The 24,295-nt window shown below is 41.2% G+C and carries 17 protein-coding genes; 7 read left to right on the plus strand and 10 right to left on the minus strand.

Annotated elements, in window-relative coordinates:
* Positions 1-30: 30 nt before the first annotated feature.
* Positions 31-237, plus strand: a complete 207-nt coding sequence (locus tag ACSBL2_RS25080) for a hypothetical protein (RefSeq protein WP_442589297.1) — start codon at positions 31-33, stop codon at positions 235-237.
* A 275-nt stretch (positions 238-512) separates the two neighbouring features.
* On the opposite strand, the gene ACSBL2_RS25085 is transcribed toward ACSBL2_RS25080, so the two are convergent.
* Positions 513-692 carry a hypothetical protein gene (locus tag ACSBL2_RS25085; protein ID WP_442589298.1) on the minus strand — a complete coding sequence of 60 codons (180 nt, stop codon included), beginning with the start codon at positions 690-692 and terminating at the stop codon, positions 513-515.
* Between the two features lie 947 nt (positions 693-1,639).
* Between ACSBL2_RS25085 and ACSBL2_RS25090 the strand changes: the two genes are divergently transcribed.
* Both ACSBL2_RS25090 and ACSBL2_RS25095 read left to right on the plus strand, forming a co-directional pair.
* The gene (locus ACSBL2_RS25090; RefSeq protein WP_442589299.1) at positions 1,640-2,674 is read left to right on the plus strand and encodes a PAS domain S-box protein; all 1,035 of its coding nucleotides are present in this window, start codon (positions 1,640-1,642) and stop codon (positions 2,672-2,674) included.
* Positions 2,675-2,724: 50 nt separating this feature from the next.
* On the plus strand, positions 2,725-5,196 hold the full coding sequence (locus ACSBL2_RS25095; protein WP_442589300.1) for a response regulator: 2,472 nt from the start codon (positions 2,725-2,727) through the stop codon (positions 5,194-5,196).
* Between the two features lie 80 nt (positions 5,197-5,276).
* Here ACSBL2_RS25095 and ACSBL2_RS25100 read toward each other — a convergent pair whose 3' ends face one another.
* The 6 genes from ACSBL2_RS25100 to ACSBL2_RS25125 form a co-directional block, all read right to left on the minus strand.
* Positions 5,277-5,768 (minus strand): DUF3347 domain-containing protein, encoded by a 492-nt coding sequence (locus ACSBL2_RS25100; RefSeq protein ID WP_442589301.1) that lies wholly within the window; start codon positions 5,766-5,768, stop codon positions 5,277-5,279.
* A gap of 1 nt (position 5,769) precedes the next feature.
* On the minus strand, positions 5,770-8,226 hold the full coding sequence (locus ACSBL2_RS25105; RefSeq protein ID WP_442589302.1) for a zinc-dependent metalloprotease: 2,457 nt from the start codon (positions 8,224-8,226) through the stop codon (positions 5,770-5,772).
* 91 nt (positions 8,227-8,317) lie between these two features.
* On the minus strand, positions 8,318-9,751 hold the full coding sequence (locus tag ACSBL2_RS25110; RefSeq protein WP_442589303.1) for a RagB/SusD family nutrient uptake outer membrane protein: 1,434 nt from the start codon (positions 9,749-9,751) through the stop codon (positions 8,318-8,320).
* A 35-nt stretch (positions 9,752-9,786) separates the two neighbouring features.
* Positions 9,787-13,245 (minus strand): SusC/RagA family TonB-linked outer membrane protein, encoded by a 3,459-nt coding sequence (locus tag ACSBL2_RS25115; protein ID WP_442589304.1) that lies wholly within the window; start codon positions 13,243-13,245, stop codon positions 9,787-9,789.
* A 215-nt stretch (positions 13,246-13,460) separates the two neighbouring features.
* Positions 13,461-14,627, minus strand: coding sequence for a FecR family protein (locus ACSBL2_RS25120; protein ID WP_442589305.1), 1,167 nt, complete (start codon positions 14,625-14,627; stop codon positions 13,461-13,463).
* A 233-nt stretch (positions 14,628-14,860) separates the two neighbouring features.
* Positions 14,861-15,463: an RNA polymerase sigma factor gene (locus ACSBL2_RS25125; protein WP_442589306.1), complete on the minus strand. Its 603-nt coding sequence runs from the start codon at positions 15,461-15,463 to the stop codon at positions 14,861-14,863.
* A 162-nt stretch (positions 15,464-15,625) separates the two neighbouring features.
* Here ACSBL2_RS25125 and ACSBL2_RS25130 point away from each other — a divergent pair, with 162 nt between their 5' ends.
* From ACSBL2_RS25130 to ACSBL2_RS25140, 3 genes are all read left to right on the plus strand, one after another.
* Positions 15,626-16,420 carry a DUF4142 domain-containing protein gene (locus ACSBL2_RS25130; RefSeq protein ID WP_442589307.1) on the plus strand — a complete coding sequence of 265 codons (795 nt, stop codon included), beginning with the start codon at positions 15,626-15,628 and terminating at the stop codon, positions 16,418-16,420.
* A gap of 121 nt (positions 16,421-16,541) precedes the next feature.
* Complete coding sequence (locus tag ACSBL2_RS25135; protein ID WP_442589308.1) at positions 16,542-16,910, plus strand: DUF1304 domain-containing protein; 369 nt, start codon at positions 16,542-16,544, stop codon at positions 16,908-16,910.
* A gap of 180 nt (positions 16,911-17,090) precedes the next feature.
* On the plus strand, positions 17,091-17,279 hold the full coding sequence (locus ACSBL2_RS25140) for a hypothetical protein (protein WP_442589309.1): 189 nt from the start codon (positions 17,091-17,093) through the stop codon (positions 17,277-17,279).
* Here the strand turns inward: ACSBL2_RS25140 and ACSBL2_RS25145 are convergent.
* The gene (locus ACSBL2_RS25145) at positions 17,276-17,998 is read right to left on the minus strand and encodes a hypothetical protein (RefSeq protein ID WP_442589310.1); all 723 of its coding nucleotides are present in this window, start codon (positions 17,996-17,998) and stop codon (positions 17,276-17,278) included. The two genes, ACSBL2_RS25140 and ACSBL2_RS25145, sit on opposite strands and share 4 nt — an antisense overlap.
* A 322-nt stretch (positions 17,999-18,320) precedes the next feature.
* Here ACSBL2_RS25145 and ACSBL2_RS25150 point away from each other — a divergent pair, with 322 nt between their 5' ends.
* Positions 18,321-19,391 carry a hypothetical protein gene (locus tag ACSBL2_RS25150; protein ID WP_442589311.1) on the plus strand — a complete coding sequence of 357 codons (1,071 nt, stop codon included), beginning with the start codon at positions 18,321-18,323 and terminating at the stop codon, positions 19,389-19,391.
* Between the two features lie 67 nt (positions 19,392-19,458).
* On the opposite strand, the gene purL is transcribed toward ACSBL2_RS25150, so the two are convergent.
* Both purL and ACSBL2_RS25160 read right to left on the minus strand, forming a co-directional pair.
* Positions 19,459-23,115, minus strand: a complete 3,657-nt coding sequence (gene purL / locus ACSBL2_RS25155) for a phosphoribosylformylglycinamidine synthase (protein WP_442589312.1) — start codon at positions 23,113-23,115, stop codon at positions 19,459-19,461.
* Positions 23,116-23,286: 171 nt separating this feature from the next.
* Complete coding sequence (locus ACSBL2_RS25160; RefSeq protein WP_442589313.1) at positions 23,287-24,294, minus strand: purple acid phosphatase family protein; 1,008 nt, start codon at positions 24,292-24,294, stop codon at positions 23,287-23,289.
* Position 24,295: the final 1 nt, after the last annotated feature.

Below are 24,295 nucleotides of genomic sequence, written 5' to 3' on the forward strand. Positions count from 1 at the left end.
AGTTTGTGGTATATAATAGAATAGTTTTGTATGTATAGAATAGTATTTGTCAATCGTGAGGGAAACTACGGTATTTTGGAAAGTAAAAATTATATGGTTATTCCCTCTTCTCATATCTACCTGAAACGACATGGCCATAAGATCATCTGTATTATAGATGAAAGTCACAGAAAACTGATCTATCAATGCCATGATTACAATTGGTACAAAGACCGTGTAGAACTGATGATCATTTAGATTTTATTCCCAAAACAAAACAGCTCACAGAAAAAGAAAGGAACTCACCTTAAAGGCTTATCCACATAGTTATACACATTCCAGAAAAGCATCCACAAAAAAACAAACCCCTTAAAATCAGATAATTGTACAGAAATTACACTCCCTAAGGAAGTGAAAATTAGGGAACCTACCTATCATAGATGTGAATAAGTCGGGAAAATTCTGAAGGGGCGATTAGTGGAAAGCAGAACCAGAATTTCTGGCACTGCTAAAATTCAAGACAGCTGTAAATGCTAAGCTGCCCTTTCAGCATCAGCAGTCTGCTTGCGTTTTGGTTGAGCAGTTCCAGCGGTCTGTTCCTGTGAAGTACGAGCTGCTGTCGTGCGTTCAGCAGCTATTTTATAATCATCTTCACTTAAGGTATTGTAAGTGATACCCGTACCTTTTTTCGCCCATACATATCTATTTTTCATGCAACGCGGGCAAAAATAAGATTGTAGGGGTAGAAAAAACAAAAGGTTTTTAACAGCCCATGGTCTGTGAGTTTGAAAGTGATAAGGTGTTTGGCACTTCCAGCAACGTGGGTTTAGTTTTGACATATTCGATTACTTATAACCAGGTAGATAATGTTTATTAAAAATATACGAGGCGCTATAACACTGCAAATTTAATCAAATAAACTAAACTTACACTACCAAGATAATTTAATTACCTTGATACTGATCACATTCAGCTATTATTTAATGTTTTAGCTGTATTTAGATCTATCTATTACAGAACAATGTAGACCTAAATCCATACACAAAGTTTAGGCCATATTTAATTGTGAAGCACAAAAAAAATTACTTCGGGGAAATTGTTACATTATTGCCCCTATCAAACAGGAGGAGAAGGTGATCAGTAGGCACAGGCCATTAGAAAAATGAATAACCGGCAAAAGTAGGCAAGCACCACTGCCTACAAAACTATACACCCTGCCACCTACACAACTTCATCAATTCACCACCAAACACTTGAAAAACATATAAGCAGGATAAGAAATAGCTTTCCCAATACTGCCCGGGTTTCAGCCATAACTTAACAAACTGACAGAATCTCCTCTCCATTTTATAAAGAACCGGTCAATTTTTATCTCTTGGCCAAGAGAGGGAACAGTTTAGTCCCAGACAAAAACATTCATTTTTTATGCCCAACAACTTTGAGGATTGATTTTTCAAAATGAATATTCATTTTGTTCAAAATAGCCCTGCCTGAACTATTTAATTAAATAATGGTTTAATTAGAACTGATGAAATATAGAGCTGCAAAATCGATTTATAATAAACGGAAAAATAAAAGATCCGCCATCCTATAAAAAGACATAAACATCTGACCTGAAGAATATTGTAAATCAACAGAAGAATTTAAGCACAAGACTCAAATGTTATCGATAGAAAATTTACGCCCCGCCTTTGAGTTCTCTCCAAAACCATGCATTATTTTAATGAATGATGCTCCCCGGTATACCATTGTATATGTAAACAGGGCGTTTATTAAGGAGGTAGATTGTTTTGTTGATACCATGATAGGAAAAGGATTATTTGAAGCCTTCCCGGCGGATGATACGCATAAGGCCTTTATTGTTCATTTATTTACCAGCAGGACGACCAATGAACAGATTTATCCAATAGTTGATAAAAATAAAACCGTTCAGTTTTTTATGTATTGCCCCTACGATATCAATGAATTCTTGGCCGGCAGCAAGATGAGAAAAGATTACAGGGATCTTCATGATGTGCTCAAGAATAAAACCAATACAGATGAACTCTATGAGCGAAATGACATCCTTGAACGTGTAACCAATGCTTTGTTCAGAAATGAACAGCGCTTTAAATCACTGGTACAGGAAGGTGCGGATATGATAGCCATTATTGATGCACATGGCCGGTGCATGTACATGAGCCCTACGATAGAGAAAGTACTCCAGGTTGCCCCTGAATTTTTCATTGGCAGGGAAGCTGCTGCATATATACATCCGGATGACAGGAAACGTGTTTATAAAGAATTCCTGCTCATTAAACAGCAGAAACGCATCTTCATCTCCCCTTATCGTTTTGCCGATCAGCATAACCATTACCACTGGGTGGAAACCGTGGCGACAGACATGTTTGATGAGCCCAGCGTGGCTGGCATCGTTGTAAATTCCAGGGATGTAACCCAGCGCATTGAAAACGAACTCCGGCTCAGGGAAACTGTACATGAGTTCGAAGAGCAAAATTGCCGTCTCCGCGAAATTTCATGGCTGCAATCCCACGTCGTCAGAGCCCCACTCGCAAGAGTAATGGGTTTGGCTGAATTATTGGGCTACAATGAGAACGATGAAAACAAGAAGGAGCTGATAGACCACCTGAAAGACTCAGCAAATGAAGTGGACCAGATTATACGGGAGATCATAAAAAAATCTGAACGCTTGTGATACCACTGAACTTTGTTTAATTTAAGATGACCATAACTTATTAAATCCGTATGAACTTTCCCATTCCAGAGAACGAAACAGCGCGACTTAAAGCCCTTTATAGTTATGATATACTGGACTCTTTGAAAGAAGATGAGTTTGACCGCATTACGGAACTGGCCTCAATGATTTGTAATGCTCCCATCTCACTGATCTCCCTTATTGATGAGAACCGCCAATGGTTTAAATCGAGGGTGGGTATTGAAGACAAGGAAATGCCCCGGGAATTTTCTTTTTGCCAATACGCGATTATGGAAGACCACATCATGGAAATAGAAGATGCCAGTACTGATGAAAGGTTTGCTTCATTTGATGCCGTTACTCATGATCCCAATATTCGTTTTTATGCAGGGGTCCCCCTTTTAGATGAAAAAGGCTTTGCCCTGGGTACATTGTGCGTGGCCGATAAGATACCGGGAAAGTTAAGCAATAAACAGAAAAAAATGCTGAAGCTGCTGGCAGAGGAAGTCATGGCCCTGATGATTTCCAGGAGGCAACGTGAACTCAAAGCAGGGCAATTGATACGGAGTGAAGCGGAATTGCGTGCTTTTTTCGAGAATTCACAGGGACTGATGTGTACACATGACCTTGAAGGAAACCTGTTATCTTTTAATCATGCCGGAGCGGAGATGTTGGGATACAGTGCTGAGGAATTGCAGGGACGAACACTATTTGACATCATTCCACCGGAACGACAGGCATACCTGGAGGCATATTTGAAGGAGATCAGGGTCACCGAAAAGGTGAAAGGGCAAATGATGATTCTGCATAAGGACGGATCTACCCGCATATGGATGTTTAATAATGCCAGGGCACTGAGTCCCGACGGAACCCCCTACGTGATTGGGAATGCGATCGATGTGAATGAAAAATATCATTTGATGAACGACCTGCAGCGTACAAATGAACTGCTTCAGGTGGCAAAGATACAAGCTGAAGAAGCCAATATAGCGAAATCGGAGTTCCTGGCCAGTATGAGTCATGAAATACGCACCCCTTTAAATGGAGTGATTGGTTTTACAGACCTCCTGCTGAAGACCACACTCAATGAAACCCAGCGTCAGTACCTGGGTATGGTTAACCAATCAGCGAATTCACTGATGGCCATTATTAATGATATTCTGGACTTTTCAAAGATTGAAGCTGGCAGGTTGGAGCTAGACATTTCCCGTTGTGATTTATATGAAATGGCTGGCCAGGCCATTGATATTATTACCCATCCCTTGCAGAATAAAGACCTGGAGATGTTGCTGAACATACCGGCTGACCTACCACGTTTCATCTGGGCTGATAGCGTACGGCTGAAGCAGATCCTGATTAACCTGCTCAGCAATGCATCCAAATTTACGGAGAAAGGAGAAATTGAACTGAAGATTGAAGCTTTACCCGCTGAAGCTGAAACCATACGGTTAAGGATGGGAGTTCGTGATACCGGGATTGGTATTGCTCCGGAAAAGCAGCAAAAGATTTTTGAGGCTTTTACACAAGAGGACAGCTCCACAACAAAGCGATATGGGGGAACCGGACTAGGGTTGACCATATCGAATAAACTACTTTCCATGATGGGGAGCAAACTCCAGCTGGAGAGTATACAGGGTAAGGGTAGCTGGTTTTATTTTGATGCCGACTTCAAAGCGGAACAGGGCAAACCGATCGTATATTCCCGTATAGAGAAAATCAAGAAAGTGCTTATTGTTGATGACAATGATAACAACAGGCTGATTTTAAAACAAATGTTACTCTTAAAAAACATAGTGAGCACAGAGGCCAGGAATGGATTTGAAGGATTACAGCAGCTTGCTGAAGGCCACCAGTATGATGTCATTGTGATGGATTACCACATGCCCTATCTGGACGGACTGGAAACCATCAGAAAGATCAGGGAGGGCTTTTATGGAGCTTCGAATGATCAACCGGTGGTGTTGCTCTACAGTTCTTCAGATGATGAACTAGTGATGAAGTCCTGTGAAGAACTGAACGTCCGGCACCGCCTCGTAAAACCTGTCAAGATGCAGGATATTTATGAGGTATTATCGAAAATTTTTGTGGAAGAACGCCACACACCACCAAGTCCTGTGATGGAAGACAGGGCAGTCGGATATCCACACCTGAATATTTTAATTACCGAGGACAATCCGGTGAATATGCTGCTGGCAAAAGTGATCATCCGGAGAATTGCACCAGATGTGACGCTACTAGAGGCCAATAATGGATTTGAGGCACTTGCAATTTGTGAGCTGCAAACGCCCGATTTGATTTTTATGGATGTACAGATGCCTGGCATGAACGGTTACGAGGCGACCAGAGGGATCAGGGAACTGAAAAATAAAGGGCATATCCCAATTATTGCACTTACAGCGGGGAATTTGAAAAGTGAAAGAGAGCAGTGCCTGGAAGCCGGTATGGACGATGTGATCCTCAAACCCTTTGTGGAGGAAAATATCGTAGCTGTATTTGAAAAATGGCTTAGCCTAAAAAAATAGCCCTGCGGCTGAAACAATTCAGCGGCCCTTTCATTAAAGAAAGCAGCCGCTGAAAGCCTTGGTGTAGGCGATGGATGAGTTTATTTACTTTCTGCACTTTGCCCTTTTACTTCTCCGCAGGTCAGCATATTTTTCGGATAGTAAGGATTTCTGATTTCCTTCTCTTTACTTATCCATTTTTCTCCTGTCATTGGACATACCTGAAGATATAATGGCTGATTAAGTACTGATTTCTCAACGATAGGCCAGTAGAAACGGGACAATGAAGAAAATGATTTACGCTGGTGGTTGATGTTTGTTGTCCCAGCAATCTGGCCGGCATATTTGCTCAGCGAATCGAGACTGCTGCTGTATTCCTTTCTTGATTTCTTAGGAAGAGAAGCTATAGCGCTCAGCAGGGAGTCTGCTCCTTTGGCTGCATTGTCCTTATCGGAGATGATCAGGCTGTTTTTCAAGTTCAGGTAATAGCCTGCCAGTTGTCCTGCTACAGGTTGTGCAGCTTTATTTTTTTGTGCAAAGGCATTGCTGAACAACAGTGCTAATGCCAGGATGAGGATTGATTTTAATTTCATGTTATTTGTATTTAATAATTTGATCCAGCTGTGATTTCATTTCTTTCACATGTGTTTTATCAATTGCATCTTTAGCTTTCAATCCGCCAAGGTGTTTACGCAACCACAACGCATGCTGACGAGCATAAAGATGCACATCACTGCGGTCGGCTTCCGTTACGATCTTAGCATCAATTATACTTTTGGTATTGATTAATGCAGCCAAACGTTCTATATACACACGCTCAACATTTCTGCGGTACATATTCTCTACAGGATTCCCGTTGAACTCCTTCCATACTGCATGGTGCAGGTCTTTAAGGTATTCCGGCACAGGATAGTTGTAACCCGATTTCATATCAATCTGGAACATATTGTACACCATTGCGGGACTAAAAAACATCATCAGCATCTGGTTCTGCTGGGCCATAATATCTTTTACAGGATCAACATTGATTCTGCTGGTGATTTCCTTAGGGTAAAGCCATAAAGGGGCATTGAATACATTTCTCCCAACATAATCGATCACCTCTTTTACTCTTTCCTTTTCGATGACCTTAAAAACAGGTCCGGTTTCTTCTACACTTTTTTGTGTAACATATTGTCCAGCCATATTTTTCATCACATGGTAGAGGAACCTGCTGAATTCTGCCGTTGCACCTTTATGTGCTTTTTTAAGGTTTTCATAAAGATCTCCATCCTCTGCAGTCCAGCTGATCAGCTGAGGAACCACACGTTTCAGGTTTTTCAATCCGTAATCACTTGCTTTCATGGCATTATCACCAAGGTCTTCTGTCTGGCTCCGTGGATCCTCATTTTTACCTTCCCCCCCAAACCATAATTTCGGATTGGCCGCAAGACTATCTACAATCAGCTTATTCAGGATTTTCCGGTCGGCTTTTTCATCGTTTGTACCGAACAGGTTTTTATATCCCCATTCTATTGCCCATTTATCATACATACCAATACGTGGATAGATGCCTTCCTTTCCAATATGATCTTCAGGCTGTGCAACATAGTTAAACCTTGCATAATCCATAATAGACACGGTATGGCCATTCGCTTCCACCCATTTTTTATTGCGCAGGTTCTCCACCGGAGTCTGGCTACTAGCACCCATATTATGGCGTAGACCTATGGTATGGCCGATTTCATGTGAAGACACAAAACGGATCAGGTCGCCCATCAGTTCATCATCAAAAGTATTCTTTCTTGCCCTTGGGTCTATCGCTCCTGCCTGCAGCATATACCAGCTATGCAATAAACGCATCACGCTGTGGTACCAGCCTACATGACTTTCAATGATTTCGCCGCTACGGGGATCACTGATTCTTGGCCCATAAGCATTTGCCTTTTCAGATGCGAAATAACGGATAACCGAGAAACGTGCATCTTCAAGGCTCATGGTCGTATCGCTCTCCGGCCATTCTTTACCGATAATTGCATTTTTAAATCCCGCCTGTTCAAACGCTTTCTGCCAGTCATTCACACCGGCGATAAGGTAAGGCCTCCATTTTTTCGGCGTTGCCGGATCAATGTAATAAACGATTTGTTTTTTAGGCTCAACAAGCTCACCACGTTTATATTTTTCGATGTCTTCCGCTTTAGGTTCCAGGCGGTAGCGCTGAATAAAAGAGAGTTTCTCCACATCCTGTGAATCGTCAGCAAATACACTGTAAGAATTGGTGAAATACCCTACTCTTTCATCAAACAGGCGTTTACGCATAGGCACTTTGGGAAGAAGTACCAGTGAGGTATTCAGATCGAGGGTGACAGAACCCGTTAATGCCGCAGCAGGAATCCCTGTGGCGGTTGACTGATACGTTTTTGTCGTCTTGATTTCAATATTAATCGGGTATGACCTGATCGTGTTCAGAAATGACCTGTCATCAGCTATAGAGCCCAATTTCGTTTCTGTTTTTACACTGTTGCTTAGCGAAACCACCGGACTTTCTTTCCTGAAGAAGTCGGTCACCTCAATAACCATATTGTTATTCTCAGGATTCACCGCTTTGATATCAAAGATGGCGACAATAGGATTTACATTAGAATTATTGACAGCTATACGGATTGCCTGGTTCGTATCTGCAGCAATTTCCTTGTAAAGGCAGGCACGCAGAAGTAGCTTATTTCCCTGTCCTTTTTCAAAGTAAATCGTTTGCTCATTTGCTTTTTCACCACCATAAAGGTTCATGCCCTGTGGCATACTTACATAACGTGTAACTGCGAGGATGTACCTTTTAAGCAGGGTATCAGGGATTTCAAAATACCATTTACTGTCGACTAGATGTGTGCTGAACATTCCCGACATAGATTTTGCCGAGGAAGGAATAACTTTACTGTAGGTACCTAACTTACTTACAGTTAAAGTTTTTTGCACGCTATCGATGGTTTTGACGGGCACCACTACTGTCTTTTGCGCGTAGGTGTGTAGCGCAAGAGAAAGGGAGAGGGTAAAAACTAAAGAGGTTCGTTTCATTGGTTTGTTTTTGTGTGTGTTGTTTTATAAAAAAGAGAACTCCTGACCGGTCTTATGACCCATCAGGAATTTTCTTATCGTATTTCAGCAGTTACCAGGGCATGGCTTCGTCGGTATTTAAAGTCAGACCAGGATTAAGTTTTAAAACATCCTGTGCAAATGGTATGGTATACAATTTCGAATCTGGTTTTAAGGTATACGTAACCTGTGGCACCGTTTTATTCACCAGTGGAAATACCCTGACAATAGTTTTGGCATAATCAGGTTCCGTGTTAAACCTGCGCAGGTCCCAAAAGCGGTTAAAGCCAAATAACAGTTCTTTACGGCGTTCCTGAATCAGAAGGTCCATTGTCTCCTTAATAGTTGCCGGAACAGCCAGTGTAGCTTCTGCGGTATTGGTAATTCTTTTCACCCTGATTTCATTCATGAGCCTGATCGCTTCAGTTAAGTTACCTCCCCTTGCTTCACATTCCGCCAGCATGAGCTGTACTTCGGTAGTTTTCATCCCTACTGTAGGATAGAAAAAAGCGGTATATTTAATGTTCCACCATGCTGTACCTGCCGCCATGTCAAGCCAGGTGGCATTGGTAGTATTGAAGAACAGGTTAAAACGTGCATCATTGGCACCAAATAAGGTTCTTAATTCAGGACTGATAATATAACTGTATCCGAAGTTCAATTCATTGTATCCGGTCATATAGACCAGATTTAATATTTCAGGATTGCTGGTTACAGGAACATTTACTTTAGCAGGCCCACCGGCAGCAGTATAAGCAACAAGATCATAAATATCACTTTTCAGCGCAAGGGATGCTTTCGCTGCTGCTTTAGCTTTTTCGAATTCCTTTTTGAATAAATGTACTTTTGCTTTTAGCGCATAGGCATAGGCAAGTGAAGGATGGTAAGGATTTTCCGGGTTAGTCTGTAAAAATGGAATGGACTCATCCAGGTCTTTCTCTATAAAGGCATAAACCTCTGCTACTGTAGATTTTACTGGTTTCGCTTCCAGGTTGTATTCATCCATGATACAGATTCCCCCCTGTGTACTTGCCTTTGCCGGGTCATAATGTTTGGCAAAAGTATTCAGAATGACGAAGTGATCGAAAGCACGTAATACTCTTGCTTCAGCCTTCGCCAGTTGTTTTACACTGACTTCTCCTTTACTGTCATCTACCAGGGAAATGATCGTATTCCAGCGGAGTATGTATTTGTAGGCCTGATTATACAGACTGGAGGAAGTCATGATATTTGGTCTGTTGATACTCTCATTAAAAGTAAAATTGAGGACATTTATGTTTGTTGCAGGCAGTCCGATCACATTACTTTCCTTTAGGTACTGGTCATCTACCAGGTACTGAAAGTTATTGATCGGATAAGCACGGTTTGGAAAGGATACCATGTTATAAAACTGGTCCGCATTTTCTATGATTTCCTCACCTTTAGGCACAATGTCCAGGTACTTTTCACAAGCCGTGCTCAACAGCAGCAGCACCAGGGAGAGGATATAGGTAAATTTCGATTTCATCTGTTTAATTTCTTAGATATTTTCAACTCTAACATTTAAAAAGTAACGGCAAGGCCCATTAAGAATGATCTTGGCGTACTCAGGTTCCTTGTCCCACTATTCAGGCTATAGGTTTCAGGATCAATATCATCACCCGCAGCGGCCCATAAGAAAGGGTTGTTCACTTGTGCAGTAACTTTAATTTGCTGCATTTTCAGTTTCCGGAGTGCTGATTGCGGCAATGAATAAGACAGTGAGATATTACGCAGGCGTACATAAGTCGCACTGGCCACATTTGAATCTGAATACCGGTAATAAGTGGATAAATAAGTGGCATAAGATTGCCAGTTTTCAGGATAGTCATAAATTAAACGTGTGAAGCCACTATTAGGGTTCTCAGCGGTCCATCTGTTGACAATATTCTCATTCGTTTGCGTATAGCTGGAGAAATCTATCAAATCTTTTCTTAGCTTATTTCCCCCATAAAATACAAATAATGCACCCAGATCGAAGTTTTTGTATTTCACCCGTTGCTGGAATGATCCATTAAATACAGGAGTGATATTTCCCACTCTGACCAGTGCAGAAGGACTGGTAATCTGTTTCATGCTAAGCGGATTCCCACTTTCATCAAAAGTGACATTTGGATTTCCATTTTCATCATAAAAAACCGGGTAACCATTGGTAATGCCTGAATATTTATAAGCATAAAGAGAGTTATAAATCGTATTGCTGTAGAAGTAATTAGAAGGTGAAGTAACATAACTTGTGGCTACTGTACTTGACTGCTCCACTTTATCTACTTTATTCTTGTTGAAGGCAATGACCATCGATGAACTTAAAGTCCAGTCTCCACGGTGGAACCAATCTGAAGATAAACTAAGTTCAATCCCCTTATTAATTAATGATCCGTTGTTGATCGTCTGGGTTGATGTCCCCACAGTTGGATCAAGATTAGAGGTCACCAGCAGGTCTGAGCTATATTTACGGTAGAGGTCCAGACTTCCCGACAGTTTATTGCCGAACAGACTGAAATCAGCCCCAAAATTGGTAGATGCTGTTTTCTCCCAACGCAACAAGGGATTTGGCAATTGCGATATCTCCAGATAAGGAATATCAGTGTATAGTTTTTCACTTTTCAGCGCTCCTACCAAATTTGTAGTACCCGACTGATCTATATTACCATTTATACCATAGGTAAGTCTTAACTTCAGGTAATTCAACCAATTGTGACCTGCCAGAAATGTTTCATTAGTGGCATTCCAGCCTGCTCCTACAGACCATAGCGGGCGATATTGATCTTTAATATTGGCACCAAACAGATTGGCCTGATCTAAACGGATACTTCCTGTTAAGTTATATCTGTTATTTAAGGTGTAACTTCCATTTGCATAGGCGGACGCATATCTGTTGGTCACATCGGTATGAGAATCCGGACTGCCCAGATAAAGCCTGTTACCAGTCATATAACTTATAATTCCATCGGTATCCAAACTCCTTAGGTTGAGCAATTGCGAACTTAAAGTAACCGGGTTATAACCATATCTGATGTCACTTACAGCGACAGGTATTCTTGTCTGACGCATCTCAAATCCGGCAAGAAATATAAAATCATTTCTTGTTTTACCGATATCTACAGAAGTATTATAATCCAGTTGATTTCTTATGGTAAATGCCTCTGATTTTGTATTCAGCTGGGTAAGTCTTCCGCCATCAGGAACATAGTGGGTATATGTAGTTCCATCATAGCTGGTCATGGCATTATACAGGTAACGCATGGCATAGGAATCGGCCTGACTGTAATTATAAGACTCTTTTCTGCCAAGCTCATACTGCATCATTAAACTATACTTCAGACCTTTAGTAATTTTATAATCCAGATTGGTAAAAGCTCTTACATTGAGAGATTTCGTCTTTGTCTGATTTTTATCCAGTTCATCCAGAACATTAAACTTTACCGATTTGAAGTTTGGGTTGGCTTCCAGGGCTGCAGCGACGTTGGAATTCATTATTCCGGCAGAAGAAAGGGTAACATAATCACTCAGCACACGGTTTCCATTGTCATCTGTTATAGTGGCATACCGTGGTTGAAGTTCATAGCTGTCTAAACCAGTTGCTGTAGATACTGCTCTGTTATAAGTTGCATTGACACCAAATGTTGCGGTAAAACGATCTGAAACATTAAAAGTAGATTTCATATACATCTTCATATTATCGCTGGTATTATTACGGACCTGTCCATTCCCTTTATCATAATTAAAGGAGAAGAAAGTATTACTTTTATCTGATGCAGAGCTTAAAGAAAGGTTATAACGCTGACGCGTTTCTTCCTGCCATACCTGCTCTGTATATTGTTTCAGGTAATCATTATTGCGCCATCCGCTGAGTGTATTGTTGAACTCATCTGCAGTTATTGTACCCTCTGCCTGATCACGGTATAATCCAAACAGTGGACTGTAATTCCGGGGTGCACTGTTCATACCTCCATAATATTTAAAAAGATCCGTAACAGAGGAATACCTGTCCAGCTCACTCTGATAGTATCCCATCTCATAGTCAAGCACCTGGCTGGTTGAAGCATAATGCATTTTATCCAGGTCTGGTTTTTCGGTAACAAAGAAATCGGCATTAAAAGAAACTTGTGTTTTACCCTTTTTACCTCGTTTGGTACTGATAACAATTACTCCATTGGCAGCTCTTGCTCCATAAATTGATGATGCGGCCCCATCTTTAAGCACAGTAACCGTTTCAATATCATAAGGATTGATGTCTTCAAGAGCTCCTTCTGTAATCAATCCGTCAATCACCAGCAGAGGAATTGAACCCACCGTCACGGATTGAAAGGTACTTGTTCCACGAAGAACCGGATTACCTCTGTACATACTTAATCCTGCCACTTTCCCTTCCAATGCAGAAACCAGATCAGTATTTAAGAAAGCATTCAGCTTCGTTTCATTCACCTGACCAACCGATGCGGTAGAACGGTCTTTCAGTATAGTCTGAAAACCGGTGACTACAACATTGTCAAGGGCCATGGTATTTTGTGAGAGTACAATATTCATAGACTCCTTACCTGTAATAGGCATCTCGCGGGTTTTATACCCCATATACCTGACAACAATCGTATTGCTTGCACCCAGGGAACGCAAATAGAAATGTCCTGATCCATCTGTCTGTGTAGTTCCCGGACTGCTTTTAAAGGAAATGATTACGCCCGGCAATGGTGTTCCGGTACTATCGGTAACCATACCATGGATAATCTCATCCTTTACACTTTCCTTTGCTGCACCAGCAGTTTTTTTATCCTTAATGATAATCGATTTATCACTGATCTGATAGCTGAATGTTTGTTCTGCGAAAATCAGGTCAAGCACCTGCTGTAGCGGGGCTTTATCTACAGCTATAGTTACCGGGCGCGCTTTTTCAAGAAAGCTGGCATCATATAGAAAATTATAGCCGGTTTGTTTAGAAACTGAATTAATGACTGTTCCTATAGGAGCAGATTTATATTTCAATGTAATGTTTTGTGCACTTGCTATTCCTGGAAGAGCAATGCATAGTATAGCAAAAAGGAATGAAATCAGTTGACGATGGCCATTTGAACCTGCTGATTTTTGGCCTGTAGTTCTCCTTGAACTTCTATTTTTATAGAAATTTTTCAAATTAATGGTTTGGTTAAGTTGTGGTGTGTGATTGGTTATTTGGTAGGAAGCAGATGTATTCAGGAGTATCAATTTACCATAGTAACCCTCCTTCCTTCAATTTTAAATTGGATGTTACTGGTCACCTGCAGCATATTCAGCACTGCTGATAATTTCACATCCCTGGAAATTCTTCCATAAAATCTTTTGTTGGGTAATTTTGCTGCGGTGATATCCACATCATACCAGCGCTCCAATTGGAGGATGAGTGTGGGCAGGTCTGTATTGTTAAAGATGAAGAGGTCATTTTTCCAGGCCAGACTTTCTTCGGTGTTTGCTTCAGTTACGTCGATTGTATGCCCCTTCAGACTTGCCTGTTGCCCGGGTAAGAGTTTCTTAGCTATTCCTGTGGCCTCTTGACTAAGAAGAATACTTCCTTCCAGTAAAGTAGTTTTTACTACCGATGCCGGATAAGTATTGATATTAAAATGGGTACCGAGCACCTTTACGATTTGTCCAGCCGAGTGTACACTAAATGGTTTTGTTTGATCATGGGCGATTTCAAAGTAAGCTTCCCCCATTAATTCGACATCCCGTTTGCTCCCTGTAAAAACAGCAGGATATTTTAAGGAAGACTGGGAGTTCAGCCATACTTTACTTCCGTCGGGAAGGATAAGCTGATATTTACCTCCGCGAGGCACTGATATGGTATTATAAGCCAATGGTGTAGTGTTATCTTTACCCTCCGTATGCTGATATTTGATAGCACCATCAGCTGTTTTAACTATTTGAGATTGCTCCTGACTGGCAAGCACTCCATTTTTGCTATCGTTTAAGTAGATTTTCGTTCCATCGGCCAGGGTTAAAATAGCTTTGTTCGTCCCAGGATTGATGTCATTTAGATGTTTTACTACTGTTGGCCCATTAACTTTTGACTGGAGCAGAGAGTTATAGAAAGTTAGACCAGCAGCAATGACAAGCAACATGGATGCGGCAATACCAATATATTTCCAGTTAAACAGATATGTTGTTTTTGTGGGAAGAACAGTTGCAGTAGTCGACTCAATCCCAATATTGATTTTTTGCAACATCCTTTGCTGCACCCGAAATTTTTCCGCATCGCTCAGATTTCCGGTAAAGCCTGCATCCTTATCAAAGCTTGCATACCACTGGTCGAGTTCCTCCAGTTCTGCTGCTGAAGCCTGCTGTTGATTACAGATCGTTATTAAATAAGTTAAGCGTTCCTTGCTGATCATATGGTATAAAGTATAACTTGAATATTGCCGCTACATAAAACATATCGGTTCAGAAACAGAAAACCCTTGGTCTTTTCAAAAAAAAATAAAACAAAACAGACTATTATTGACAATCTTCTATTTTTTCTTACAAAAAAGCTTATTCCGAACACGATTACACACCTCCGATTGGAGATATTAAGATTTACAGCATTAATTCAAAAGGTTTTATTTAAAATTTCATAGCGATTACATTATTTCAAGAGCGCCAGACAGAGAAGAATAGAAAGAAAATCTGAAGGATAATCTTTTAATAAATTTTTAAGTGTCTTTCTGGCCGTGCTGATGTGTCCCTCCACCGTTTTTTCTGCAATCTTTAAGCGCTCAGCAATCATTTTATTGCTCAGTTGTTGCTGATGCCTGAGTAAAAAGACTTCCTTACATTTTGGGGCAAGCTGATCGGCCAGGGAAACAATCAAGTCTGACAGTTCCTTTTTTTCAAGGAGCGTATGTGCGTCGGCAGCAAGTAAAGGTGGCCTGTTGAGCCATTCCTCCCGGTAATTGTTTCTGACCAGGCGTGCCCTGATTTCATCCAGTACTTTATATTTCAATACAGTATGAAGATAGGCTGCGATTGTGGTAGTAATGGTTAATGTTTCCCTTTTCAGATAAAGATTAAGGAATACTTCCTGAACCAGCTCTTCGGCAATGTCTTCATCTTTGAGTCTTTTAAAAGCAACATCCAATAAACCCGACCAGTGTCTTTTATAAAGCTCATTAAATGCAGAACGGTTTTCTTTCCGGATTAAATCCATCAGTTCTCCATCAGTACAAAGCTCTATTTCAATCGGATCCATAATTCTCTTACGTTACAATATTAACTATAATTTTTAAAAATATGATAACAATAAGGTCTGCTGAAGGACAACCTAGCATTCAAATGATAATCCTTTAGAAGAAGAACTGAAGAATAGTTAGCACGCTATTTGTTAAATATGAACTACATCAAAATACCTCATATGAAACATATAAATAAAATAGCACTTCTGGCGATCACAACCCTGGTACTTCAGGCCTGTGCAGGCCAGAGAAACACTTCAGGCAATGTGGGCCCAAGTGGCCCAATTACTCCGTCTACAGGCAGTGCCTCGAATATAGCCGCAGGCAGGAATACAGCCGCAGTTCCAGTTTCAGGGAGCCAGGGAGGAATTGCCGCAAGTTCCACAGGCGTTAATCCCAGTTCAGGCGTGAGTGGTGAAACCGGAGCCAATAATGGCACGAGAGCAAGCAGTAGCAGCAATGGAAGCGGCAATGCAACCCAAGGGGAAACTACCGCGACAGCACTTGCAGATGCAGATTCAGAACAAAAGAAATTAGCTAAAGCAAAAAACAGTCCTGCGTATTTCATAGACCTTGCAGCAATTACAGGACTGAGTGATGTAAAATTAAGTGAGTATGCACTATCAAGGGCAACGACCACTGATGCAAAAGCTTTAGCGATGATGGTAGTCAAAGAACGGGGTGATATCAATACAGCACTCTTGGCATTGGCCGCTTCGAAGCAAATCAGCCTTCCCAATCCGGATTCATTGGGTACGGATGCAGAGATCAGGATGAAGACTTTATCTGCCACCTCAGCAAATGAATTTGATGGAGCCTATATACAGATGATGATTACGGATCATGAAAGTGCAATTGATATTTATGAACAGGGAACAAGATCGAAAGATCAGGAAGTTAGAGATTTTGCGAAGAAATACCTGCCCCTGTTAAGGCTTCATCTTAAAAGTGCAAAATCACTGATTGGCGGTTAGATCGAAAATATAATCAATAAGCCTACTGTAAAGCTGCAGCTTTACAGTAGGCTCTTTATAATTTTTGCAGTATCTTTAACAGGATTTGCTAGACTGAAATAGTAAACCTCAATCCCGCATAATGATGGAGTATGTTTTGGAATTTCTTATCGGATGTATTGCAGTGGAACACCTGTATATCTTATGGATGGAAATGTTCGCCTGGGAAACCCGGGGTAAAAAAACATTTGGAGGTAAGATCCCAGCCGATGTCTTTAAACATACCAAATCCCTTGCTGCCAATCAGGGATTATATAATGGCTTTCTAGTTGCAGGATTGTTATGGACTTTCTTTATAGATGATGTAGAATGGAAGCAGCATATTTCTGTTTTCTTCCTGGGATGTGTTGCTGTTGCCGGGGTGTATGGAGCTCTTACGGCCAGTAGAAAGATATTCTTTTTACAGGCTCTTCCAGCGATCCTTGCACTGGTTCTCCTATCCTTAATGTAAGTCAAATCACCTATCCTACCCACATATAGTCAAAATATTTGATTGTTAAGTCTATAATTTAATTATTCAACATAAAATTTTGATTAAAATTTCTTAATTTAGTACCAATTAGAGCTTAAAGTTGTGAGTCTATCTAGCATTGCAGCTAATTGGCATAATTCCAGCTAAAATTTAAGAGATATGCTAAATAAAAACAAAACACATGGGGAAGGCAATAACTTATTGGAGGATTATCTGTCTAAAAATAGTTCACTTTCCAGGAAGAATCCGAAGCTTCAAGTCAAATTTAAAATGATAGGAATCAAGGAAACCAGGATTACCAGTATGGCCATACATAACTACATGAAGAAATTGAACGACAAAAATTAATTTGACAGCAGTTCGTCACACCATTGCTTGTAAAAAGCCTGATACGCTGCCACACGTTGATCAAAACTTTTCACTTTACTCATCCTGGTATGGAGAGCCGTAAATTTCTTTTCATATACTTCTCTTATCTCTCTTTTATCCTCTGGCAGGGAATTTTCGGCAATATATGGTCTTTTCCTGTAGGAAATATAGGGATCAAACTGGTGATAGGCCTGAATATTAGCGATAGAAATCTCGTCCATAAACTGAGTTAATGCACGTTCCGGTTTCATGTGGCATAACGCACACATCAGATTAAATTCAAAACTGATTTTTACGCAGTTATTCTGCTCCAGTTTTATCCTTCCAGGAATCCTGATAAGAGAAGGCAACTCTTTTTTCCATTCTTTCATCAGGAGCTTACTTTTTGAAGACCTCTCTGCATCTGTAAGGCATTTATCATTTTTCAAACAATGAATCCGCTTTAAATACGCAGAACTGAGCCCACGGTAGGCCGGTGTTGTCAAAGGGGAATACCAATGGTAATATTGTTCTATAAGATCTATAATTCCAGTTGACACAAAATCATTGTCTGTACCGATCTGCGGGCTATAAAAATCATAAAAAGAAAACTCGTCGATAAATTGCTGCAGCACCATTTCTGCATCAAGGTTGGTGATGACTACCGACACCATAAAATTATCAGGATATTTCAAGGGTAAGGATTTTCTGTTGTTCATAACTTAAAGTTTATAATGATGCAACAAATATATTGCTAATAATATTAGCAATTAAACCAAAGATTGAAATATTCTGAATTAAGCGAACATAAGCGATTATAAACTCATCTATGGCTCTTTTTAAAAAAAATACCTACATATGGGTATTTTTTTAACTTCCTACAATTGATATATTTGATAAGCAAAAAAAACGTTTAACCATAGCATAAATGCACATCCAGGCAGGATTTCTTAGCATTTGGATCTCCGCCTTATTTGTCTCCTGAAGTTTCGATGTTCCCTGAGTAGTCAATAAATGTCGCCTGGCGTTTACCTAAAAAGTATGGAAAGATTAAGTGAAGAAGAGCATTTTTTTAAATCAGGAACTGGCCAGGAACAGGAATTACAGGAACTTGTTGCCCTTGCAGGAGAAATCTGTCAGGTTCCAACTGCCTTTATTACCTTATCTAAACAGGGTAAACAAGTAATCAGCTATACCTATGGGGAATTGTCCCATCCAGCACAGTTAAATGAAGTATTTATTCAGCGGGTCATGTCGCAGCCTGAGCTGGTACTCATACCTGATTTATCAAAGGATAACCAATTTACGGAGATACTTGCTGCAGATAGAAATCTTCCCTTCCGTTTTCTTGCCGGAATTCGTCTGACTACAGCTTCCGGGGAACATTGCGGCTGCCTATGTATGATGGGCTTATCTCCACAAAAGTTGAGCCCTGTACAGAGAAAGATGCTTTTATTGCTGGCTAGGCAGGTGACCTGCTTTCTGGAATCCGAGAGGGGTAACACCGTATGGAAAGAACAGCTGAATTCCATGGAAAATATTGCCCATAAATTCCAATCCTTATTTGACAGTTTTAGCTCATTCCACTTATTGCTTGACAAAAAGATGTCCGTTATCGCGTTTAATAAGGCAGCAGCACTATTTTTTGAGCACGAACGTGGTGTCAACATCGAAAAAGGCATGAATATCCTTTCCTGTGTACACCCCGATTACAAAGAAGAATTCACACACCATTATAAGACTGCCTTAAGCGGGAAACGTGTGGAATCACAGCGTCAACTTAGCTATCAGCAGCAGGCAATTATATGGAATATTGTATATGAACCTGCTTATAATTCATTGGGACAGATTATTGGGGTATCCAGTAATTCTACTGATATCACCAAAACAGTAGAGCGTGAAAAAACGATATTATTACAAAATGAATCCCTTAAAAAGATAGCTTTTATCCAATCCCATGAATTGCGTAAACCTGTAGCTTCACTGATCGGTTTTATGAATATTTTTAAAGCAGAAGGCTATAAGGCCAATAAGGAAGAGCTCATGATGATGGAAAAAGCAGTAAATATGCTGAATGTGAAAATGCAGGAGATCATCGATTTTACACGTTAAATACAAAAGGCCCGGAGAGTTTATCTGATTTCAACTCTCCGGGCCTTTCACAATTTCAATTTATATTTTAAGCTTCCAACCACTTTCTGGCATTCACGAATGCTTCAATCCATGGAGAAACCTCATCTTTACGACCTTCCGGATAATTAGCCCAATGCCATTGGAACAATGAGCGCTCGATATGCGGCATCATCACCAGGTGTCTTCCTGAATGGTCACACATCATAGCTGTATTGTAATCCGATCCGTTAGGATTGGCTGGATAACTTTCATAAGCATATTTGGCAACAATATGATATTGATCTTCAGCATATGGAAGCTGGAATTTACCTTCACCATGCGAAATCCATACACCAAGGGTACTGCCAGCAAGCGTAGATAGCATGATCGAGTTATTCTCCTGAATAGTCAATGAAGTAAACCCACTTTCGTGTTTATGGCTATCATTATGAAGCATTTTCGGCTTTTCAGCATGGTCTTCATTAATCAGTCCAAGTTCCACGAATAACTGACAGCCATTACAGATACCTACTGAAAGGGTATCTTCACGTTTGAAGAAGTTCTCCAGGGCTAAACGCGCCTTTTCATTGTATAAAAATGCTCCTGCCCAGCCTTTTGCTGATCCAAGGACGTCTGAGTTAGAGAATCCGCCCACCGCGCCGATAAACTGGATATCTTCAAGGGTTTCCCGGCCTGATATTAAATCGGTCATGTGGACATCTTTTACATCAAAACCTGCGAGATACATGGCATTTGCCAGCTCCCTCTCGGAGTTACTACCCTTTTCGCGGATTACCGCAGCTTTCGGTCTCGGTTTTGAAGGATCAATCACCGGTTTTTTACCATCGAATTGTAATGGGAACTTGTATTGAAGTACGTGGTTTTTGTAATTGTCAAAACGCTCTTTTGCTTTAACTGTACCACTTTGTTTCTGATCCAGCAGGTAAGAAGTTTTGAACCATACATCACGCAGGTGATCAATATCGAAGTTCCAGCTTCCCGACTGATTGCTGACTGTTAATTGAGCAGTGGAGCCTACCGTACCTATTTGATGATAAACCACTCCTGCAGCGTCCAGGATAGCTTCTGCTGCATGTTCAGCCTGGAAGACCAATGCAATGTTTTCTGCAAATAAGGTTTCAATGATATCCTGTTCACCTAATGAAGACAGGTCTATTGAAGCACCCAGGTTACGGTCAGCGAAACACATTTCCAGTAGTGTAGTGATCAGACCGCCGCTGCCGATGTCATGTCCTGCCTGTATTTTCCCTTCTTTGATCAATTGCTGAAGGGTATTAAATGTATTTTTGAACTGAGCGGCATTAAGGATGTCAGGAGTTTCAGTCCCTACTCTATTCAGGATCTGGGCAAATGAAGAGCCACCCAGTTTGTAAGTGTCGGCAGAAAGATTGATATAATATATAGCACCACCATCCTTGTGTAACACAGGTTCTACTACTGCTGTGATATCATCACAGTGACCGGCGGCGGAAATAATTACTGTACCTGGTGCAATGACTTCGCTATCTTTATATTTCTGTTTCATAGACAGGGAATCTTTTCCGGTAGGGATATTGATTCCAAGATCTATGGCAAATGCCGAACAAGCTTTTACTGCGGCATACAAACGGGCATCTTCACCTTCGTTTTTACAGGCCCACATCCAGTTGGCCGAAAGCGATATACTTTCCAGGCCATCTTTTAGCGGTGCCCAGACAATATTCGACAGAGATTCTGCAATGGCATTACGGCTACCCGCAGCAGGGTTGATCAAGGCAGATAAGGGTGCATGACCAATGGAGGTCGCGATACCATCTTTTCCCTGAAAATCCAGTGCCATTACTCCACAGTTGTTTAAAGGCAGCTGCAAAGGGCCTGCAGTTTGCTGCTTGGCCACACGGCCACCTACACAACGGTCGACTTTATTGGTCAGCCAGTCTTTCGAAGCCACAGCTTCCAATTGCAGTACCTGCTCCAGGTAATGGTTCAAGTTTTCAGTATCATAGGCTACCGGCTGGTAGGATCTTTCAACTGTTTTATCCTGCATCACAACTTTAGGTGAACTGCCAAACATGTCTTCCATATTCAGGTCCATAGGTTTTGCACCCGTAGTAGCAGATTCAAAAGTAAAGCGATGGTCACCTGTTACACGACCGACAGTATACATTGGCGACCTTTCACGGTCAGCAATTGCCTGCAGGGTATTTACATTTTCCTTACTGATCACAAGTCCCATACGTTCCTGTGATTCATTCCCTATAATTTCTTTGGCAGACAGGGTTGGATCACCTACCGGAAGCTGATCCAGATCGATCTTACCACCGGTTTCTTCCACCAGTTCTGACAGACAGTTCAGGTGGCCACCTGCACCATGGTCATGGATCGAAACAATAGTATTGTGGTCACTTTCCACCATACCACGAACAGCATTGGCAGCTCTCTTCTGCATTTCCGGATTGGAACGCTGAACAGCATTCAGTTCAATGCCAGTTCCGAGTGCACCGGTATCTGCTGAAGAAACAGCCGCTCCTCCCATTCCGATACGGTAGTTTTCACCACCAAGGATAACAATTTTGTCGTCCACTGAGGGTTTTTCTTTTTTTGCCTGGCTTGCCTTACCATAACCTACTCCACCTGCCTGCATGATCACTTTGTCGTAACCCAGGGTTCTTGAGTTTTCTTGATGTTCAAAAGTGAGTACAGAGCCGGTAATCAAAGGTTGACCGAATTTATTTCCAAAATCTGATGCTCCATTGGAAGCTTTGATCAGGATGTCTGTTGGAGTTTGATATAACCATTTTCTTTCCGCTACACCTTTTTCCCATTCCCGGTTTTCTTCCAGACGGGAAAGAGAAGTCATGTATACTGCGGTACCTGCAAGTGGCAACGACCCCTGTCCACCAGCAAGCCTGTCCCTGATTTCACCACCTGCACCTGTCGCAGCACCATTAAAAGGTTCTACCGTGGTAGGGAAATTATGCGTTTCTGCTTTTAGGGAAATTACAGATTCAAAGTCTTTGATTTCGTAGTATTCCGGTACATCGGCACGTTTAGGTGCAAACTGTTGTACCGTTGGTCCTTTTACAAAGGCTACGTTATCTTTATAGGCAGAAACAATTCCATTAGGATTGGCCTCTGAAGTTTTACGGATAAGTTTGAACAGGGAAATAGGCTGCTCTTCCCCATCGATAACGAAGGTTCCGTTAAATATTTTATGACGGCAGTGTTCTGAATTCACCTGTGAGAAGCCAAAGACTTCTGAGTCGGTTAATTTCCTGCCAAGTTTTTCTGACAGGTTATTTAAATAATCTATCTCTTCGCTGCTTAAAGAGAGTCCCTCCTGCTGGTTATATTCAGCGATATCAGTGATTTCAAGGATCGCTTCCGGCTGCAGGCTAATGGTGTAGATCTCCTGCGTGATTTCTTCATACTTTTGGAACAACATAGGGTCGAAGTCGGTAAAAGCCGCTTCCACCTGATGGAATTCTTCAATTCTGATTATTCCTTCAATCCCCATATTCTGGGTAATTTCTACAGCATTAGTGCTCCATGGTGTAACCATTGCCGCACGGGGGCCGATAAAAAAATCTGTTAAGACTGTTTCCTCTTTCAATTGTGCGCCGCCAAACAGCCAGTTTAACTTTGAAATGTCTGAGGGTGTGAGAGTTCGCTCTATTTGTAAAACAAAAACAGTATTGAGCTGACCTTGGAAGAAATAAATCATAGTGTGTTTTTATGGCGCAAATTTAATTTAAAATTTTTTATGCTCTTCCATAACAGCTGAACAGAATGATCTTTTTTTTGTAATAACATTAAAATCATGGGTTTAGATGCCCGTAAAATGCAAAAGAGAGCCACAATGGGCTCTCTTTCCTCAGCAAATAAAATTATACGCTTACTTTTTCAAAGTGGTTTCATAAATCATTTTCCCGGTGTGGTTGATGATTTTGGTATTCAGTCTGTTTTTATCCACAGAAAAATACATAAATCCATAATCTGCAGCTTCAAAGCGGCTATAGCTTACCCCGGCAGTTACCGGAGTGACTTCAGAACCTGAACCTGAAATAAACTGATGGGTAAATCCTTCAGGCTTAAGATGCTGCTGGGAGTGGTCGTGGCCCGACAGGTATACGTCAACTTTATGTTTCTCAAACACGTCCTGTAGCACCTTACGCACCGCAAGAGTATCGTAGTTTTTAATCCTGGGACCTACAGTGTAGATTGGATGGTGGCCAATTACCACTTTCCAGCGAACATCGGCAGAGGCATTCGCCAGTGTTTCATTCAGCCATTCCAGTTGTTTTTCCGGCTGCTGTCCCGCAACATGGGGACCATATTCTGAATTTTGGTAAAATTCAGGGATCATAGGATTGGTATCAATAAATACCATCAGCATTTTACCTCCATCTTTCCCTTTCAGGGAAACCTCTTTGGAATAATAACGTGCCGGCATTTTCCAGCGCCTGCTGATATTGCTATAGCGCACCTGTGCATCAGGATCTGATTTATAATCGTGGTTCCCCAGGATAGGGTACCAATCCCATTGCAAGGCAAACTCTGTGTACACATTCTCGTAAGAATAGTGCCACAGCGGATCATGTTCACTGGTTACGCCGCTTGGATAGAAATTATCCCCCAATGAAACAATAAAATCATTGGGATTCTCTGTAGCCCATTTCCCCATCTGCCTTGCGACCTGCAGCTGGTGATCGGCACCATTACGTCCCCAATCTCCAATAGCTAGGAAGTGAACTGGGTAGTCATCATTCAATTCACTGCGCGGAGAGATGTCTTCGCTTTCCAGTTCTGTTTCTACAGGGGTGGCCAATGAGTTTAAGGGAGCCAATATCGTGGCTCCCAATGCAGTAATTGCAGTACTTTTAAAAAATTCTCTTCTTTTCATG

It is taken from the genome of Pedobacter sp. AW31-3R (assembly GCF_052180285.1).
GTDB lineage: Bacteria > Bacteroidota > Bacteroidia > Sphingobacteriales > Sphingobacteriaceae > Pedobacter.